This window comes from Pseudomonas sp. SCPG-7 (assembly GCF_002156405.1).
GTDB classification, from domain to species: Bacteria; Pseudomonadota; Gammaproteobacteria; order Pseudomonadales; family Pseudomonadaceae; genus Aquipseudomonas; species Aquipseudomonas parakoreensis.
The window spans coordinates 66,055-83,492 of the sequence record NZ_MVOO01000004.1; the positions used below are offsets into that span (position 1 = coordinate 66,055).

The following is a 17,438-nucleotide window of genomic DNA, read 5'->3' on the forward strand; positions in this document are numbered from 1 at the left end:
TTTTCCTGTCTTGAGTTGAGGTTGGGAAAATCAGTGACCGGGCGCGGTTTGCCGCCAGGCCTGGGAACGGCGCAGCAAGCCGCGCGAAGCCCACGCCAGCAGCAAGGACACGCCTGCCGAGGTGAACAGAATCAGGGTCGACATCGCCGCCGCGCCGCCGACGTTGCCGGCGTCATCCATGTTCAGCACCGCCACCGCCGCGAGGATGGTGTCGGGGCTGTAGAGGAAGATCGCCGCCGACACCGTGGTCATCGCCGAGACGAACAGGTAGCGCACGATGTCCAGCAGCGCCGGCAGACAGATCGGCACGGTGACCCGCAGGTAATGGCGGTACAGCGGCGCCTTGAGCGACAGCGCGGCGGCTTCGAACTCGGCGTCGAGCTGGCGCAGCGCGGTGGTCGCGGTCATTTGTGCGGTGGTCAGGTAGTGCGCAATGGTGCAGACGATCAGCAGGGTCATCGTGCCGTACAGCACGTGCAGCGGGTTGCCGCTGAGGTTGAAGAAGAAGACATAACCCAGACCGAGCACCAGCCCCGGCACGGCCATCGGGATGAAACTGAGCATGCGCAGCGTCAAGTTGAGGCCGCGCTGGCTGCGGGTTTTCTCCATCAGGTAAGCGCCGGTGAAGATCAGCACGCTGCCGATCAGCGCCGTGCCCAGCGCCATCTTCAAGCTGTTGCTGTACGCCAGCCAGCCACCGCCGGCAGTCTCGTTGAACTGGTAGTGATTGAGCGACAGCGACAGGTTGTACGGCCAGAACTTCACCAGCGAGGAGAACACCGCCATGCCGAACACCAGCAGCAACGCCGCGCTGATCAACACAACAATCGCCAGATAGCAGGCATCACGCATTTTCGACGGCGCTGGTTTGAATACTTGCGCACGGCCACTCATGGAATCGCCGTGACGCCGACGCAACCAGGCATCGACGCCGAAGCTGAACAGCGCCGGCAACAACAGCACCATGCCGATCAACGCGCCGCGGCCGAATTGCTGCTGGCCGACCACGGCTTTGTAGGCTTCCAGTGCCAGCACTTGATAGTCGCCACCGACCACCACGGGCACGCCGAAATCGGTGATGGTCAGGGTGAACACCAGACAGAACGCGGCGAATACCGCTTGCCGGGTCGCCGGCCAGGTGATGCTGCGAAAGGCTTTCGCCGGACTGGCGCCCATGCTCGACGCCGCATCGAACAGCCGCGCATCGGCCAGCGACAACGCCGACAGCAGAATCATCAACGCATGCGGAAAGGTGTAGATCACCTCGCCCAACACAATGCCCCAGAACCCGTAGATGTTGTCCGAAAGCAGTCCACGCAGCATGCCCTGGTTGCCGAACAGATAAACCAATGCAATCCCCGGCAGCATCGACGGCGCCATCAACGGCAGCAGGGAAATCCCGCGCCAGAGGCCCTTGGCCGGAATCAGTGTGCGTTGCAGGGCGTAGGCAAACAGGTAGGCCAGCGGGACGACGATGGCCGCGACGCTGAGGGAAACCTTCAGGCTGTTGCCGAGCAGCCAGTGGAAATTCTCGCTGCTCACCAGTTCCTTGGCGGCGAGCCAGCCGCCGCCCTGTCCGGCCTCGCTGCTGAAACCGCGCCAGAAGATCGCCAGCAATGGCAGCAACACCGCGACACCGAGCAGCAACAGCAGCAGGAGTTTGCCACCGAGGACGAAGATCCGGTCGCCGACCTCGGCCCCGGACACTCGCCGCGCCTGCTTGTGCGGTAGCGGCAGTGCGATGTTCGCGCTCATCAGGCAAACACCTGCAGGCTGCGCGGCGGCAAGGCGACCATGATCTGCTGGGCGCCGAGGCGCGGCATGGCTTCCGGCGCCAGTTCGGCGAGCAGCGAATGGCCCGGCAACTGGTCGAGTTCGAAGCTCATGCGGCAGCGATTGCCGAGGAACGTGATCTCGCGAACCTTGGCCGGGAACAGGTTTTCTTCGTGCACCAGCGGATTGACGCTGATCGCTTCCGGACGGCAGAACAGTCGGCCCGAAGCGCCGCTCACGCTGCCATCCGCCAGACGTACATCCATCCCGCCAACCCGGGCGTGACTGGCGCTGCTGCGCTGGAACGGCAGCCAGTTGCCCTGCCCGACGAACTCGGCCACGAACGGCGTGGCCGGGCGGTTGTAGATGTCCTGCGGAGTGGCGTACTGCTCGACCCGACCGTTGTGCATCACGGCGATGCGGTCAGCCATCAGCATGGCTTCGTCCTGATTATGGGTGACCATCAGGGTGGTGATGCCGAGGTTGCGCTGCAGCTGGCGCAGTTCGGTGCACAGATGCTCGCGCACCCGGGCGTCCAGCGCCGACATCGGCTCATCAAGCAATAACAGCGACGGCGCCGGGGCCAGGGCGCGGGCCAGCGCGACGCGTTGCTGCTGGCCGCCGGACAACTGGCCCGGGTACTTTTTCTCACTGCCGCTGAGGCCGACCAGCTCCAGCATCTGCCCGACGCGACGGCGTACTTCGTCACGACCACTGCCGGCGAGGCCGTAGGCAATGTTCGCTTCGACGGTCAGATTGGGGAACAGCGCGTAGGACTGGAACAGAATGCCGTAATCCCGGGCCTGCGGCGCAAGGTGCGAGACGTCGCGGTCACCAAGGTACAACTCGCCGCTGTCCTGCTTTTCCAGCCCGGCGATGCAGCGTAGCAGCGTGGTCTTGCCGCAGCCCGACGGGCCGAGCAGGCACACCAGTTCACCGGCGGCGACGTCGAGGGAGACGTTATCCAGTGCGGTGAACGCGCCGAAGCGTTTCTGCACGCCGCGCACTTTCATCGGCGCACCGGGGTTGATCAGGGCAGTTGCGATGGCAGGATTCATGGACAGACCTCATCAAGCTGATGGGGCCAATCCTAGAGTTGTAATGCGTCCGTCATGTGGCAGTGAGGCAAAAACGGCCGATAGTGGTATTCGGGGATTTTGGTTCAGGTTTCAAGTCATGGGTTGCCGGGTCTGGCCCCATCGCTGGCAAGCCAGCTCCCACAAGGAGCTTCAGTGAATGCAGATTTTGTGAACACCTGAAATACCTGTGGGAGCTGGCTTGCCAGCGATGGGGCCAGTACGAGCAGTGAAGAAATCAGGCCGGGGACATTTCCTGAGCCAACCCCAGAAACGCCGCCGGCAACCGCGCACCCTTGCGCTCCTTGAGGCAATAGAGGTACTCGGGAATCTGCGGCGCATTCTCGATGGTCAGCACGCGCAACTGCGGATCATGCGGCACTTCCTGGCGGGCGATGATGCTGATGCCGATATTGCGCAGCACCGCCTCGCGGATCGACTCACGGCTGCCGATCTCCAGCAACGGGCCAAAACTGACCCCGGCGCTTTCAAGCAACTCTTCGGTCAGGCGCCGGGTGGTCGAACCGGACTCGCGCATCAGCAAGGTATGACCGGCCAAAGCACTCAACGCTACATGCTCCTGCGCCGCCAGCGGATGGTTGCGATGCACCGCCAGCACCAGCGGATCGCTACCCAATACCCGGCGAATCAACCGCGCATCCTCGAGCAACTGCGACGACGCCGCGACATCCACCCGGTAATCCTCCAGCGCTTCGAGCACCTGCTGCGAGTTGCCGATTTCCACCGACACTTCCACCTGCGGCAGGCGCTCGCGGAAGGTCTTCACCAGATCGAGGATGTAATACGGCGCAGTGGCAGCGATGCGCAACGTGCCCTGCACCTGACCGCTGTTGCGCAGGAAGAACTCGATGTCGGCCTCCTGCTGCAACAGCGCCTTGACCATCGGCAGCAGTCGCGCGCCTTCGTCACTGACACTCAGGCGGCGACCGCCACGGTAGAACAGCTCCACCGAATACTGACTTTCCAGATTGCGGATCTGCGTGGTCACGGTGGGTTGGCTGAGTCCGAGCTTTTTCGCCGCCAGCGTAATGCTGCCCAGGCGGGCGACCATGTAAAACGCTTTCAGCTCGGCACTCAGCACAACCATCCCTCATCGTTTATTTGCGCAGCAGGCGCAAACCGTTGAACACCACCAGCAGGCTCACGCCCATGTCGGCAAACACCGCCATCCACATGGTGGCGAGTCCGGCGAAGGTTACCCCAAGAAAGATAGCCTTGATCACCAAGGCCAAGGCGATGTTCTGTTTCAGTATGCTTGCGGTGTCGCGCGACAGGCCGATGAACGCGGGTATCTTGCGCAGATCGTCGTCCATCAGGGCGACATCAGCGGTTTCAATCGCGGTGTCGGTACCAGCCGCCGCCATGGCGAAACCAATCTCGGCCCGCGCCAGTGCCGGGGCGTCGTTGATGCCGTCGCCAACCATACCCACCCGATGACCCTGTGCATAAAGCGCTTCGATGGCTTGCAGCTTGTCGGTTGGCAGCAAGTCGCCTTTGGCCTGATCGATACCCACCTGCGCGGCGATCGCCTGCGCGGTGTGTACGTTGTCGCCAGTGAGCATCAACGTTTTCACGCCCAGGGCATGCAACTGACGGATCGCTTCGCGGCTGGATTCCTTGACCGTGTCGGCCACGGCGAACAGCGCCAGCGGACCAGAACTGTCGAGCAGCAACACCACGGACTTGCCCTGTTTCTCCAGCGCAAACAGCTTCTCTTCCAGTTGCGGCGAGCACAGGCCCAGCTCTTCAACCAGACGGTGGTTGCCCAAGTGATAGGTCTGGCCGTTGACTTGGCCCTTCACACCACGCCCGGCCAGCGCTTCGAAGTTATCCACAGTCAGCACGGCGAGGTTTTTATCCACAGCCGCATTGGCGATGGCCAGCGACACCGGATGATCGGAACGCCCCGCCAGTGCGGCAGCGATTGCCGGAGCAGTGGCGTCGGCGGTCGGATCGAGCGACAGGTAATCGGTCTGCACCGGTTTGCCGTGGGTGATGGTGCCGGTCTTGTCCAGCGCCAGATAATCGAGCTTGAAACCGCCCTCCAGATAAACGCCGCCCTTGACCAGAATCCCTTTGCGCGCCGCCGCCGCGAGGCCGCTGACGATGGTCACCGGGGTGGAGATCACCAGTGCGCACGGGCAGGCCACCACCAGCAACACCAGCGCGCGGTAGATCCAGTCGAACCACACCGCGCCCATGAACAGCGGCGCAATGATCGCCACGGCCAGCGCCAGCACGAACACCACCGGGGTGTAGATTTTCGAGAATTGATCGACGAAGCGTTGGGTCGGAGCGCGCGCCCCCTGAGCCTGCTCGACGGCGTGGATGATCCGCGCCAGGGTCGAGTTGTTCGCCGCCGCAGTCACCGTGTATTCCAGCGAACCGGCTTGGTTGATGGTGCCGGCGAAGACTTTGTCGCCCACGGTTTTCTCCACCGGCAGGCTTTCACCGGTGATCGGCGCCTGATCGATGGTCGAACTGCCGCTGACGACCTCGCCGTCCAGCGCAATGCGCTCGCCGGGTTTTACCCGCACCCGGGCGCCGAGTTCGACGCTTTTAACCTCTTGTTCGACCCAATTGCCGTCGGCCTGCTGCACCGTGGCCTGTTCCGGGGTCATCTGCATCAGGCCGCTGATGGCGTTGCGCGCGCGATCCAGCGAGCGCGCCTCAATCAGTTCGGCCACGGTAAACAGGAACATCACCATCGCCGCTTCCGGCCACTGCCCGATCAACACCGCACCGGTCACCGCGATGCTCATCAGCGCATTGATGTTGAGGTTACGGTTCTTCAGGGCGATCCAGCCCTTTTTATAGGTGGTCAGGCCGCCGCTGAGGATCGACACCAGCGCAATGATCGCCACCACCCAGGTCGGCGCGGCGTTGGTGAAGTGGATCACTTCGGCGGCGAGCGCACCGACACCGGACAGCGCCAACGGCCACCAGTGTTTTTTTACTGGTGCCGGGGCCGGGGTTTCGACGCCCGCCTCCAAAGGCTCGGCGTGCATGCCCAGCGAGGTGATCGCCTCGGTAATCGGCGCGGTGTCGGGCAGATTGTGGGTCACGCCGAGCACGCGGTTGATCAGGTTGAATTCCAGTTGCTGCACGCCGGCCAGTTTGCCGAGTTTGTTCTGGATCAGTGTCTGCTCGGTCGGGCAGTCCATCGCTTCGATGCGGAAGCTGCTCAGTCGGGCGTCAGCGCTGGTCTTTTCGCTCAGTTGCACCAACGCAGGCGCAGCCGCTGTCGACGAGCAGCAAGAATCTTCGTGCGAATGAACCGGTGCCGGTGCTGCGGCTTTCGACCCGCAGCAGGAATCGCCGCCATGTTCGTGCTTATGCACAGGCTGCAATTTATGGCTGTGGCTATGATCGTGCCCGTCGCCGGGCTTGTGAGTGTGCTGGGAATCGCTCATTGGTCGCGTCCATGAAGGTGCCTGTTGCCAAGTAAAGACCCTGTAGCCACTATAGGGTCAAGCACCCATTTGGAGATGGCCGTCATGAAGATCGGAGAACTGGCGAAACTCACCGACTGCGCCGTGGAAACCATCCGCTATTACGAGCGCGAAAACCTGCTGCCGGAACCGGCGCGCAGCGATGGCAACTACCGCGTCTACACCCAGGCCCACGCCGAACGCCTGACGTTCATCCGCAACTGTCGCACCCTCGACATGACCCTCGAAGAAATCCGCAGCCTGCTGGCCATGCGTGACAGCCCGCAGGATCAGTGTGCAAGCGTCAATACGCTGATCGACGAGCACATCCAGCATGTGAAAGCGCGGATTGATGGCTTGCTGGCGTTGCAGACACAACTGCTCGACCTGCGCCAACGCTGTGGCGAAGGGCCGGGGGCGGATCAGTGCGGGATTTTGCAGCGGCTGGAGGTGAGTGGTGGCGTCGTCGCAACCGAAGTCGAACATTCCCACGTAGGCCGCAGTCACGGCCACTGACAACACCACAAAATATTGTGGGAGCTGGCTTGCCAGCGATAGCGGTTTTACAGACACATCAATGTTGAATGTGCTGCCGTCATCGCTGGCAAGCCAGCTCCCACAGGTTTAATGGCAGTCTGTCAGACCGCCATCGGCGCGGTCATCGGCGCATGGTGCTCATAACCTTCCAGCGAGAAGTCGCTCGGCTCCACCAACTCCAGCCACTCCGGCTGGTACACACCGGTTTTGGCAAACTCCGGTACGCGGTCGGAGATTTTCAGTTTCGGCATGGCGAACGGCTCGCGCTTGAGCTGTTCGTTGAGCATGTCCAGATGGTTCTCGTAGACGTGCGCATCACCGATGAAATAGGTGAACCAGCGCGGCGTGTAACCGGTCAGGCGCCCGATCAGGCTCAGCAGCGCAGCGCCTTCGGTGAGGTTGAACGGCGTGCCCAGACCCAGGTCATTGGAGCGGATGTACAGGGTCAGGGAGATCTCTCTGGTCTCGACGTTCGGGTGGAACTGGTACAGCAGATGGCACGGCGGCAGGGCCATTTCATCGAGCTGGGCGCAGTTCCAGCCGTGGAACAGGATGCGGCGGCTGCCTGGATCGTTGATGATCGTGTCGACGCACTGGCGCACCTGATCGATGGCTTTGTACAGCACCACGTAGGCCTGACCATCCTCTTCGCCTTGGGCGATCTGCTTGTAGCCGTTGTTCAGGGTTTGTTCGATGGCGGCGGTGTTGCTCAGCGGGATCTGCTTGTACGCCGGCCACTTGCGCCACTGCACGCCGTAGATTTCGCCGAGGTCGTCTTCGCCCTGACGGAACGGGTTGGCCAGCCACTGCGCGTTTTCGTTGGCGTTCTGGTCCCAGACCTTGCAGCCCAGCGCTCGGAATTCAGCGGCATTGTTCACGCCACGCAGAAAACCGCACATCTCGCCGATGGCCGATTTGAAAGCCATCTTGCGGGTGGTGATCGCCGGGAAACCTTCCTGCAGATCGAAACGCAGCATCGCACCCGGGAAACTGATGGTGTTGATGCCGGTGCGGTTGGCCTGTTTGGTGCCGTTCTGGATAACGTGCGAGACCAGTTCGAGATATTGCTTCATGAGTTACCTGTGTCCTTTGAGCCCCGGCGTCGCGCGCCGGGGTTCGTAGTTTAAGCGGTCGGCGCGAGCGGCGCTGCCGGCGTACGACGATAGGCCAGCCAGATCAGGAACAGCCCGCCGACGATCATCGGTACGCACAGCACCTGACCCATGGTCAGCCAGTTCCAGGCCAGGTAGCCCAGTTGCGCGTCCGGTACGCGGACGAACTCGACGATGAAACGGAAGATGCCGTAGAACAGCGCAAACATGCCCGATACCGCCATGGTCGGACGCGGTTTACGCGAGAACAGCCACAGGATCAGGAACAGCGCGACGCCTTCGAGCGCGAACTGATACAACTGCGAGGGGTGACGCGGCAGCTGCGCCGGATCGCTGAACGGCGGGAAGATCATCGCCCACGGCACGTCGGTCGGCTTGCCCCACAGCTCGGCGTTGATGAAGTTGCCGATACGCCCGGCGCCCAGACCGATCGGCACCATCGGCGCAACGAAGTCCATCAGCTGGAAGAAGGTCTTGCCGTTACGCTTGCCGAACCACAGCGCGGCGAGCATCACCCCGATGAAGCCGCCGTGGAACGACATGCCCCCCTTCCACACTTCGAAAATCAGCGTCGGGTTGGCGATGTAGGCACTCAGGTCATAGAACAGCACGTAACCCAGACGTCCACCGACAATCACCCCCATCGACAGCCAGAACACCAGATCGGAGAGCTTCTCCTTGGTCCAGGTCGGGTCGAAACGGTTGAGCCGGCTCGACGCCAGCAGCCATGCGCCGCCGATGCCGACGAGGTACATCAGGCCGTACCAGTGGATTTTCAGCGGACCGATGGCCAGGGCCACCGGGTCGATCTGCGGGTAAGGCAGCATTGCGACTCCTCGTTAGAGTTGAAACCAAAATTCCCGGGCGACGCTGCCACCTCAGGATTAAGCCAGGATTGCGGCCTGTTCTGAACCAGAGGCTCAGAGCAGGAAATTCAGACCCACGCAGAACAGCAAAGCGGCGAACAGCCGTTTCAGCAAGCGCGGCGACAACTTGTGCGCCAGACGCGCGCCGAGACGGGCGAACACCATGCTGGTCAGGGCAATGCCCAGCAGCGCCGGCAAATAAACAAAACCGAGACTATGCGGCGGCAACAACGGATCATGCCAGCCCAGAATCATGAAACTTAAGGCACTGGCCAGCGCAATCGGCAGGCCACAAGCCGAGGACGTCGCTACGGCTTGCTGCATCGGCACGCTGCGCCAGGTCAGGAACGGCACGGTCAGCGAACCGCCGCCGATTCCGAAAATCGCCGAGGCCCAGCCAATCACACTGCCGGCCACGGTCAGACCGAATTTGCCCGGCACCGTTCGACTGGCCTTGGGTTTGACCTCCAGCGCCAGTTGCACGGCAATCACCAAGGCGAACACGCCGATGATCTTCTGCAGGTTCGGCCCGGAAATCGCCTCGGCGGTCAGCGCCCCAAAACCGGCGCCGAGCAGAATGCCCACGGTCATCCACATGAAGATCGGCCAGCGCACCGCACCACGTCGATGGTGTTCACGCACGGCATTGACCGAAGTGAAGATGATGGTCGCCAGCGATGTCCCTACCGCCAGATGCGTGAGGATCGACTGATCGAATCCCTGCAAGGTAAAACTGAACACCAGCACCGGGACAATAATGATCCCGCCGCCCACCCCGAACAGCCCGGCCAGCACGCCCGCACAGGCGCCCAACGCCAGATAGAGCAGAAATTCCATGACCGTCTCCCAGACGCATCCCCAAAACCGGAGCGGCATGGTAACGGATGCATGCCCTCCGGCTCCACTTGCGATGGATGCACGGACGCCGACTGCGTAGAGTGAGCAAAAAACACACAAGGACCACCTTATGTGCCTGATCGTTTTCGCCTGGCGTCCGGGCCATGCCCAGCCGCTGATCGTCGCGGCCAACCGTGACGAGTTCTACGCCCGCCCGAGCCTGCCGCTGGCGCCATGGACCGACGCGCCGCACGTACATGCCGGGCGCGATCTTGAGGCGGGCGGCACCTGGCTGGGGATCGGCGCCAGCGGGCGCTTTGCCGCGCTGACCAATATCCGCGATCCACACCAGCCTCCGGCGCGTAAATCGAGGGGCGAGCTGGTGGCGCGGTTTCTCGCGGGCGATGCGTCGATTGATGATTATTTAAGCGATGTGGTCGCGCGCTCGCCGGAGTACGCCGGGTTCAACCTGCTGCTGGGCAATGCCCACGAGCTGTGGCACTTCAATGCGCGAACGTCCGAGCCGGTGATGCTCCAACCCGGGGTTTACGGGCTGTCGAATGCCGGGCTGGATACGCCGTGGCCGAAACTGCTCAAGGCCAAGGCTGCCCTGAGCGCGGTGCTGGACGATCCACAACCTGCGCGGTTGCTGGAGTTGCTGGGCGATGCGCAAACCGCACCGTTTGCCGAACTGCCGGACACCGGAGTCGGGCTGGCGACCGAATCACTGCTGTCGAGCGTGTTCATTGCCAGCCAGAGTTACGGGACGCGGGCGAGTACGGCGTTGATTGTGCAGGCGGACGGCACGCGGCGGATGATCGAGCGCAGTTTCGGGCCGTATGGCGGGCATTTGGGGGAGGTGGAGATCAATACCTGAAAGTGAGCAACCATTGTGGCGAGGGAGCTTGCTCCCGCTCGGGTGCGAAGCAGCCGCAACCCAGCCAATGCGATCTCTCAGAAGAATCTCATTGACCGAATTGGGAGCGCTCCGCACTCCAGCGGGAGCAAGCTCCCTCGCCACAGGGCCATCAGCCTTTTAAAGGGCCTTGTTGACCGCCGGCGGATTCATCTTCGACAAGCCGAGATTCTTCAGCGCCAGTTGCAGCGAGCTGTGGATAACCTGCGGATTGTCGATGGTCATCAGCTCGGCCAGCAGGTCCTTGGCCTTGCTCAGGTTGATTTGACGCAGCATCCACTTCACTTTCGGCAGGTTGGTGGCGTTCATCGACAGGCTGTCGAAGCCCATCGCCATCAACAGCACCGCCGCTGCCGGATCACCGGCCATTTCGCCGCAGATGCTCACCGGCTTGCCTTCGGCATGCGCGTCGCGCACCACAGTCTGCAGGGCTTGCAGCACCGCCGGGTGCAGGTAGTCGTAGAGATCGGCTACTCGCGGGTTGTTGCGGTCAACCGCCAGCAGGTACTGAGTCAGGTCGTTGGAGCCGACCGACAGGAAGTCCACCTGGCGCGCCAGTTCCCTGGTCTGATACACCGCCGCCGGAATCTCGATCATCACCCCGATCGGCGGCATCGGCACGTCGGTGCCTTCGTCGCGCACTTCGCCCCAGGCCCGGTGGATCAGGTGCAGGGCTTCTTCGAGTTCGTGGGTGCCGGAGATCATCGGCAGCAGGATCCGCAGGTTGTTGAGGCCTTCGCTGGCCTTGAGCATCGCACGGGTCTGCACCAGGAAGATTTCCGGGTGGTCGAGGGTCACGCGAATCCCGCGCCAGCCGAGGAACGGGTTGTCTTCCTTGATCGGGAAGTACGACAGCGATTTGTCACCGCCGATGTCCAGACTGCGCATGGTCACCGGTTGCGGATGAAACGCGGCGAGCTGCTCGCGATAGATCGCCAGTTGTTCCTTCTCGCTCGGGAAGCGCTGGTTGATCATGAACGGCACTTCGGTGCGGTACAGGCCGACACCCTCGGCGCCGCGCTTCTGCGCCCGCGCCACATCGGCCAGCAGACCGGTGTTGACCCACAACGGCATGCGGTGCCCGTCGAGGGTCACGCACGGCAGGTCACGCAGGGTATCGAGGCCCAGCGCCAGTTGTTTCTCTTCTTCGACCACCTCGGCGAACTGCTTGCGCAGCACGTCGCCAGGGTTGGTGTAGACCTCGCCGCGGGTGCCATCGACGATCACTTCGATACCGTCGACCTTGGCGTACGGCAGATCGACCAGGCCCATCACCGTCGGAATGCCCATGGCCCGGGCCAGGATCGCGACGTGGGAGTTGCCCGAACCGAGGACCGACACCAGACCGACCAGCGTGCCTTCCGGCACCTCGCCGAGCATCGCCGGCGTCAGTTCTTCGCTGACCAGAATGGTTTTTTCCGGGTAGACCAGGTTCTGCTGACGCTCTTCCTGCAGGTAAGCCAGCAGGCGCCGGCCGAGGTCTTTGACGTCCGACGCACGCTCGCGCAGGTAGGCGTCGTCCATCAGTTCGAAACGGTTGACGTGCTCAGTGACCACCTGGCGCAGCGCGCCCTGGGCCCACTGGCCGGTCTTGATCACGGTGGTGATTTCGCTGCCCAGCGAGGCATCGTCGAGCATCATCAGGTAGACGTCGAACAGCGCGCGCTCTTCCGGACGCAACTGGGTCGCCAGTTTGGCGGACAAGGCGCGCATGTCGGCGCGCACGCCTTCGATGGCGGTCTTGAACAGCGCCAGTTCGGCGTCGATGTCGGTGATGTGCTTGTCCGGCACCACGTCCAGATCCGCTGGCGGCAGCATCACCACCGCAGTACCGACGGCAGCACCCGGCGAACCCGGTACGCCGACGAACTTGGCTTCCTGAATACCCTTGCCCTGACGGCCCAGGCCACGGATCGAACCGGTGGCCTCGGCGTGGGCGATCACGCCGGCGAGCTGCGCGCTCATGGTCACGAGGAAGGCTTCTTCACCTTCATCGAACTGGCGGCGTTCTTTCTGCTGGATGACCAACACGCCGACGACGCGGCGGTGGTGAATGATCGGCGCCCCGAGGAAGGAGGCGTAGCGCTCCTCGCCGGTCTCGGCGAAGTAGCGGTAGCGCGGGTGATCCGCGGCGTTTTCGAGGTTCAGGGGTTCTTCACGCGTGCCGACCAGACCCACCAGACCTTCGTTGGGTGCCATGCTGACCTTGCCGATCGAGCGCTTGTTCAAGCCCTCGGTGGCCATCAGGACGAAGCGGTTGGTCTCGGGATCAAGCAGGTAGACCGAGCAGACCTGGCTGCCCATGGCCTCTTTGACGCGCAACACAATAATCCCCAACGCCGCCTTGAGATCCTTGGCGGAGTTAACTTCCTGGACGATCTTGCGCAGCGTATTGAGCATGGCTCGGGGTCGAACTCCGTCGTCAGTCGCGCGCTAAAAGGCGCGGGGCAAGCTCTTTGAGGGCGCGTCGATACACCTCGCGCTTGAATGTCACCACCTGGCCCAACGGATACCAATAACTGACCCAGCGCCAGCCATCGAACTCCGGTTTACCGGTCAAATCCATCCGCACCCGCTGCTCGTTGGAGATCAGGCGCAGGAGAAACCATTTCTGTTTCTGGCCGATGCACAGCGGTTGGCTGTGGGTACGCACCAGACGTTGCGGCAAACGATAGCGCAACCAGCCCCGGGTACAGGCCAGTATTTCAACATCTTCACGTTCCAGGCCAACTTCTTCGTTCAGCTCGCGGTACAAGGCGTCTTCCGGCGTCTCCTCGGGGTTGATTCCCCCTTGCGGAAACTGCCAGGCATCTTGATTGATACGGCGAGCCCATAGCACCTGGCCGGCGTCATTCGTCAGAATGATCCCGACATTGGGGCGGAAACCATCGGGGTCGATCACGGCAACAACCTCGCAAACGCATGTCGCCGCATTGTTCCACAAAGCTTGATAAGGCGGCAACGAAGGTTCCTACCTTATGTGCACTCTTGTGAAAAGACCGTATTCTTGTCGCCTTTTTACTGACTTTTCAGCGGGTAACTGCAATGCGCCTGGCTCTATTCGATTTGGACAACACCCTTCTGGGCGGCGACAGCGATCACGCTTGGGGCGACTATCTGTGCGAGCGCGGCTTCCTCGATCCGGTGGCGTACAAGCAGCGTAACGACGAGTTCTACCAGGATTACCTGGCCGGCCAGCTGGATAACGCCGCGTACCTGAACTTCTGCCTGGAAATCCTCGGTCGCACCGAAATGGCCGTGCTTGAGCAGTGGCATAACGATTACATGCGCGACTGCATTGAGCCGATCATGCTGCCCAAGGCGCTGGAGTTGCTGAAACAGCACCGTGACGCCGGTGACAAACTGGTGATCATCACCGCCACCAACCGCTTCGTCACCGCGCCGATTGCCGTGCGCCTGGGCGTTGAAACCCTGATCGCCACCGAGTGCGAGATGGTCGATGGCCGCTACACCGGGCGCAGCACCGACATTCCGTGCTTCCGCGAAGGCAAGGTGACGCGCCTGAATCGCTGGCTGGAGGAAACCGGGCATTCGCTGGATGACAGCTATTTCTACAGCGACTCGATGAATGACCTGCCGCTGCTGGAGCAGGTGGCGAACCCGGTGGCCGTTGACCCGGACCCGAATCTGCGGGCCGAGGCCGAGAAGCGCGGATGGCCAGTCATTAGTCTGCGCGGCTGATATAGCTATCGCTGGCAAGCCAGCTCCCACAGGTTTTTCAGGTGGTCACACCATTTGTGTTCGCTACAGATCCTGTGGGAGCTGGCTTGCCAGCGATTGAAGCAACGCGGTCTCAAGCCTTAAACAGGCTTGGCGCCCATCAACCCGGCAATCGCGATAAAGCAGACAACACTGAACAACGCCAAGGCAAAAGTGAACCTGCCAACCCCGCCAGGCGCCTTGCGCAAGCGATTCAACCGCACCAGCAACCAGAACCACGCCAGCGCCACCACGGTATACAGCACGCTGGAGGCCAGCAGCCAGGTCTGCCCCAGCGGCCAGCCGACCAGATGCACCATGCCCCAGCCGGTGAACGGCATGCTCAACAACGCCAGGCCCATCAACAGCCAGATGAACACCCGTGGCCGTTGCAAGGTGCGGCTGCCCGCCGTTGCATCACCTTTGCGTTTTGCCAGAAAAACCCAGACTCCCAACCCCAGCGCACCGGCCAGCAACACTACAGTGGCGACCATGTGCGCGGCTTTCAGGGCAGTTAACGTTTCCATTGTTCGATTTCCTCAGGGCCTGCCCATCAGCGTAGCCGCTCAGCCAAGAAACAACTGATAGGCCGGGTTTTCGCTTTCATCCCAGTACGGATAACCGATTTCCTCAAGCGCCGCCGGCACCAGATGGCGCTCGTCATGCGGTACTTGCAGGCCCGCGACCACCCGGCCGTCAGCTGCGCCGTGGTTGCGGTAGTGGAACATCGAAATGTTCCAGCGCCCGCCGAGCTTGTTGAGGAAGTTGAACAGCGCGCCCGGACGTTCCGGGAATTCGAAGCGGAACACCACTTCGTCGATCACGTGCGCCGCATGGCCGCCCACCATGTGACGAATGTGCAACTTGGCCAGTTCGTTGTCGGTCAGGTCGAGTACCGGGAAACCCTGCTCGGTCAGGCTCGCCAGCAGCGCGCTGCGCGGGTCGTTTTCCGGGTGCGTCTGCACGCCGACGAAGATGTGTGCTTCGCTGCCGGTGTTGTAGCGATAGTTGAATTCGGTGATCTGGCGCTTGCCAATCGCTTCGCAGAAGGCTTTGAAACTGCCGGCCTTCTCAGGAATGGTCACGGCGATGATCGCCTCGCGACCCTCGCCCAGCTCGGCGCGCTCGGCGACGTGGCGCAGGCGGTCGAAATTGACGTTGGCTCCGGAGTCGATGGCGACGAAGGTCTGGCCACTGACGCCGCGCAGTTCGACGTACTTCTTGATCCCGGCCACGCCCAAGGCGCCGGCAGGTTCGGTGATCGAGCGGGTATCGTCGTAGATATCCTTGATTGCCGCGCAGATCTCGTCGGTGCTGACAGTTATTACTTCGTCGACGTAGTCTTTGCAGATGTCGAAGGTGTGCTGGCCGATCTGTGCCACCGCCACGCCGTCGGCGAAGATGCCCACGGTCGGCAGTACCACGCGCTCACCGGCGGCCATGGCCGCTTGCAGGCAGTTGGAGTCGTCCGGCTCGACGCCGATGACCTTGATGTCCGGACGCAGGTATTTCACGTACGCCGCGATACCGGCAATCAGACCGCCGCCGCCGACCGGCACGAAGATCGCGTCCAGCGGTTGCGGGTGCTGGCGCAGAATTTCCATCGCCACGGTGCCCTGCCCGGCAATGGTGTGCGGATCGTCGTACGGGTGGATGTAGACGTAGCCCTTTTCATCGACCAGTTTCAGCGAGTAGGCCAGCGCTTCCGGGAACGAATCGCCGTGCAGCACGACTTTGCCGCCGCGCGAGCGCACGCCTTCGACCTTGATCTCCGGAGTAGTCTTGGGCATGACGATGGTCGCTTTCACGCCCAGCACTTTCGCCGCCAGCGCCAGACCCTGCGCATGGTTGCCCGCCGACGCGGTGACCACGCCACGGGCACGTTCTTCGTCAGTCAGCTGGGTCAACTTGTTGTAGGCGCCGCGAATCTTGAACGAGAACACCGGCTGCAAGTCTTCACGCTTGAGCCAAATGTCATTGCCCAGCCGCTCGGAGAGCTGGCGAGCGTTCTGCAGCGGGGTTTCTACGGCAACGTCATAAACGCGCGAGGTGAGGATCTTTTTGACGTACTGTTCGAGCATCGGAAAGCATCACTGAGCGGTTGGGCAGGGCCAAGGAGTCTAACCCGGCTTTTGCCCGTGCGACCACACTGAACAGGGGGTTTTAGGGTGTGGAGACCTATTGTGGCGAGGGAGCTTGCTCCCGCTCGGCTGCGCAGCAGTCGTAAATCAGAACATACGATTTTTCTGAAAGAATGCAAAAGGACCGCTTCGCGCTCCAGCGGGAGCAAGCTCCCTCGCCACAGGAGTGTTTCCCCCTGCCTTGTCGCGAGGCCTATAATGCCGGCCTTTCCGAACTCACCTTGCCCGCTTCCGGAGCCCGCATGACCCAGGATCAACTCAAACAGGCAGTGGCTCAGGCCGCCGTCGACTTCATCCTCCCGAAACTCGATGACAAGAGCATCGTCGGGGTCGGCACCGGCTCCACCGCCAACTGCTTCATCGATGCGCTGGCCCAGCACAAGGGCGCGTTCGATGGCGCGGTCGCCAGTTCCGAAGCCACTGCCGCACGCCTCAAGGGCCACGGCATTCCGGTGTATGAGCTGAACACTGTCAGCGACCTGGAGTTCTACGTCGACGGCGCCGACGAGAGCGACGCGCACCTGAACCTGATCAAGGGCGGCGGCGCCGCCCTGACCCGCGAGAAGATCGTCGCGGCCGTGGCCAAGACCTTCATCTGCATCGCCGACGCCAGCAAACTGGTGCCAGTGCTGGGCGAATTCCCGCTACCGGTGGAAGTGATCCCGATGGCCCGCAGCCACGTCGCCCGCCAACTGGTGAAACTGGGCGGCGACCCGGTGTACCGCGAAGGCGTGCTGACCGACAACGGCAACATCATCCTCGACGTGCATAACCTGCAGATCACCAACCCGGTGGAGCTGGAAGCGCAGATCAACGCGATCGTCGGCGTGGTCACCAACGGCCTGTTCGCGGCGCGCCCGGCGGATCTGCTGTTGCTGGGCACCAGCGAAGGTGTAAAAACCCTGAAGGCTGAGTAAGTCAGCCGCCCACCAGTTATGGGCAGGCGAGTAAACCTGTGGGAGCTGGCTTGCCAGCGATGAGGCCGTCAGATTCAACAACAATGTTGAC

The 17,438-nt window shown here is 62.2% G+C and carries 15 protein-coding genes; 4 read left to right on the forward strand and 11 right to left on the reverse strand.

Translation table 11 applies throughout. The features are described from left to right. Positions 1-30 precede the first annotated feature (30 nt). From B1722_RS09665 to B1722_RS09680, 4 genes are all read right to left on the reverse strand, one after another. A complete protein-coding gene (locus tag B1722_RS09665; RefSeq protein ID WP_041063663.1) occupies positions 31-1,755 on the reverse strand; it encodes a putative 2-aminoethylphosphonate ABC transporter permease subunit in 1,725 nt (574 codons plus the stop codon). Further along, a complete protein-coding gene (locus B1722_RS09670) occupies positions 1,755-2,831 on the reverse strand; it encodes a putative 2-aminoethylphosphonate ABC transporter ATP-binding protein (RefSeq protein ID WP_041063666.1) in 1,077 nt (358 codons plus the stop codon). The genes B1722_RS09665 and B1722_RS09670 overlap by 1 nt, the downstream gene beginning before the upstream one ends. A 256-nt stretch (positions 2,832-3,087) precedes the next feature. After that, positions 3,088-3,951: a LysR family transcriptional regulator gene (locus B1722_RS09675; RefSeq protein WP_041072184.1), complete on the reverse strand. Its 864-nt coding sequence runs from the start codon at positions 3,949-3,951 to the stop codon at positions 3,088-3,090. A 16-nt stretch (positions 3,952-3,967) separates the two neighbouring features. After that, a complete protein-coding gene (locus tag B1722_RS09680) occupies positions 3,968-6,283 on the reverse strand; it encodes a heavy metal translocating P-type ATPase (RefSeq protein ID WP_041072176.1) in 2,316 nt (771 codons plus the stop codon). An 84-nt stretch (positions 6,284-6,367) separates the two neighbouring features. Here B1722_RS09680 and cadR point away from each other — a divergent pair, with 84 nt between their 5' ends. Further along, the gene (cadR, locus tag B1722_RS09685; protein ID WP_007964189.1) at positions 6,368-6,817 is read left to right on the forward strand and encodes a Cd(II)/Pb(II)-responsive transcriptional regulator; all 450 of its coding nucleotides are present in this window, start codon (positions 6,368-6,370) and stop codon (positions 6,815-6,817) included. Between the two features lie 122 nt (positions 6,818-6,939). On the opposite strand, the gene B1722_RS09690 is transcribed toward cadR, so the two are convergent. The 3 genes from B1722_RS09690 to B1722_RS09700 all read right to left on the reverse strand — a co-directional run bounded on the left by B1722_RS09690 (position 6,940) and on the right by B1722_RS09700 (position 9,653). Beyond that, positions 6,940-7,911 (reverse strand): thymidylate synthase, encoded by a 972-nt coding sequence (locus B1722_RS09690; protein WP_041072174.1) that lies wholly within the window; start codon positions 7,909-7,911, stop codon positions 6,940-6,942. A 50-nt stretch (positions 7,912-7,961) separates the two neighbouring features. Then, positions 7,962-8,777: a prolipoprotein diacylglyceryl transferase gene (gene lgt / locus B1722_RS09695; RefSeq protein WP_086792314.1), complete on the reverse strand. Its 816-nt coding sequence runs from the start codon at positions 8,775-8,777 to the stop codon at positions 7,962-7,964. A gap of 93 nt (positions 8,778-8,870) precedes the next feature. Then, positions 8,871-9,653, reverse strand: a complete 783-nt coding sequence (locus B1722_RS09700) for a sulfite exporter TauE/SafE family protein (RefSeq protein ID WP_041072170.1) — start codon at positions 9,651-9,653, stop codon at positions 8,871-8,873. 130 nt (positions 9,654-9,783) lie between these two features. Between B1722_RS09700 and B1722_RS09705 the strand changes: the two genes are divergently transcribed. Further along, complete coding sequence (locus tag B1722_RS09705) at positions 9,784-10,530, forward strand: NRDE family protein (RefSeq protein WP_041072167.1); 747 nt, start codon at positions 9,784-9,786, stop codon at positions 10,528-10,530. Between the two features lie 159 nt (positions 10,531-10,689). Here B1722_RS09705 and ptsP read toward each other — a convergent pair whose 3' ends face one another. Together ptsP and B1722_RS09715 are read right to left on the reverse strand one after the other, a co-directional pair. Then, a complete protein-coding gene (gene ptsP, locus B1722_RS09710) occupies positions 10,690-12,969 on the reverse strand; it encodes a phosphoenolpyruvate--protein phosphotransferase (RefSeq protein ID WP_041072165.1) in 2,280 nt (759 codons plus the stop codon). A gap of 22 nt (positions 12,970-12,991) precedes the next feature. Beyond that, positions 12,992-13,471 carry an RNA pyrophosphohydrolase gene (locus B1722_RS09715; RefSeq protein ID WP_003229203.1) on the reverse strand — a complete coding sequence of 160 codons (480 nt, stop codon included), beginning with the start codon at positions 13,469-13,471 and terminating at the stop codon, positions 12,992-12,994. Between the two features lie 143 nt (positions 13,472-13,614). Here B1722_RS09715 and B1722_RS09720 point away from each other — a divergent pair, with 143 nt between their 5' ends. Then, the gene (locus tag B1722_RS09720) at positions 13,615-14,271 is read left to right on the forward strand and encodes an HAD family phosphatase (protein WP_041072163.1); all 657 of its coding nucleotides are present in this window, start codon (positions 13,615-13,617) and stop codon (positions 14,269-14,271) included. 119 nt (positions 14,272-14,390) lie between these two features. On the opposite strand, the gene B1722_RS09725 is transcribed toward B1722_RS09720, so the two are convergent. Both B1722_RS09725 and ilvA read right to left on the reverse strand, forming a co-directional pair. Then, a complete protein-coding gene (locus B1722_RS09725; protein WP_086792316.1) occupies positions 14,391-14,816 on the reverse strand; it encodes a DUF2269 domain-containing protein in 426 nt (141 codons plus the stop codon). A gap of 39 nt (positions 14,817-14,855) precedes the next feature. After that, positions 14,856-16,370 carry a threonine ammonia-lyase, biosynthetic gene (gene ilvA / locus B1722_RS09730; RefSeq protein ID WP_041072159.1) on the reverse strand — a complete coding sequence of 505 codons (1,515 nt, stop codon included), beginning with the start codon at positions 16,368-16,370 and terminating at the stop codon, positions 14,856-14,858. Between the two features lie 302 nt (positions 16,371-16,672). On the opposite strand from ilvA, the gene rpiA reads away from it, so the two are divergent. After that, positions 16,673-17,347 carry a ribose-5-phosphate isomerase RpiA gene (rpiA, locus tag B1722_RS09735; protein WP_041072157.1) on the forward strand — a complete coding sequence of 225 codons (675 nt, stop codon included), beginning with the start codon at positions 16,673-16,675 and terminating at the stop codon, positions 17,345-17,347. The last annotated feature ends 91 nt before the right edge of the window (positions 17,348-17,438 follow it).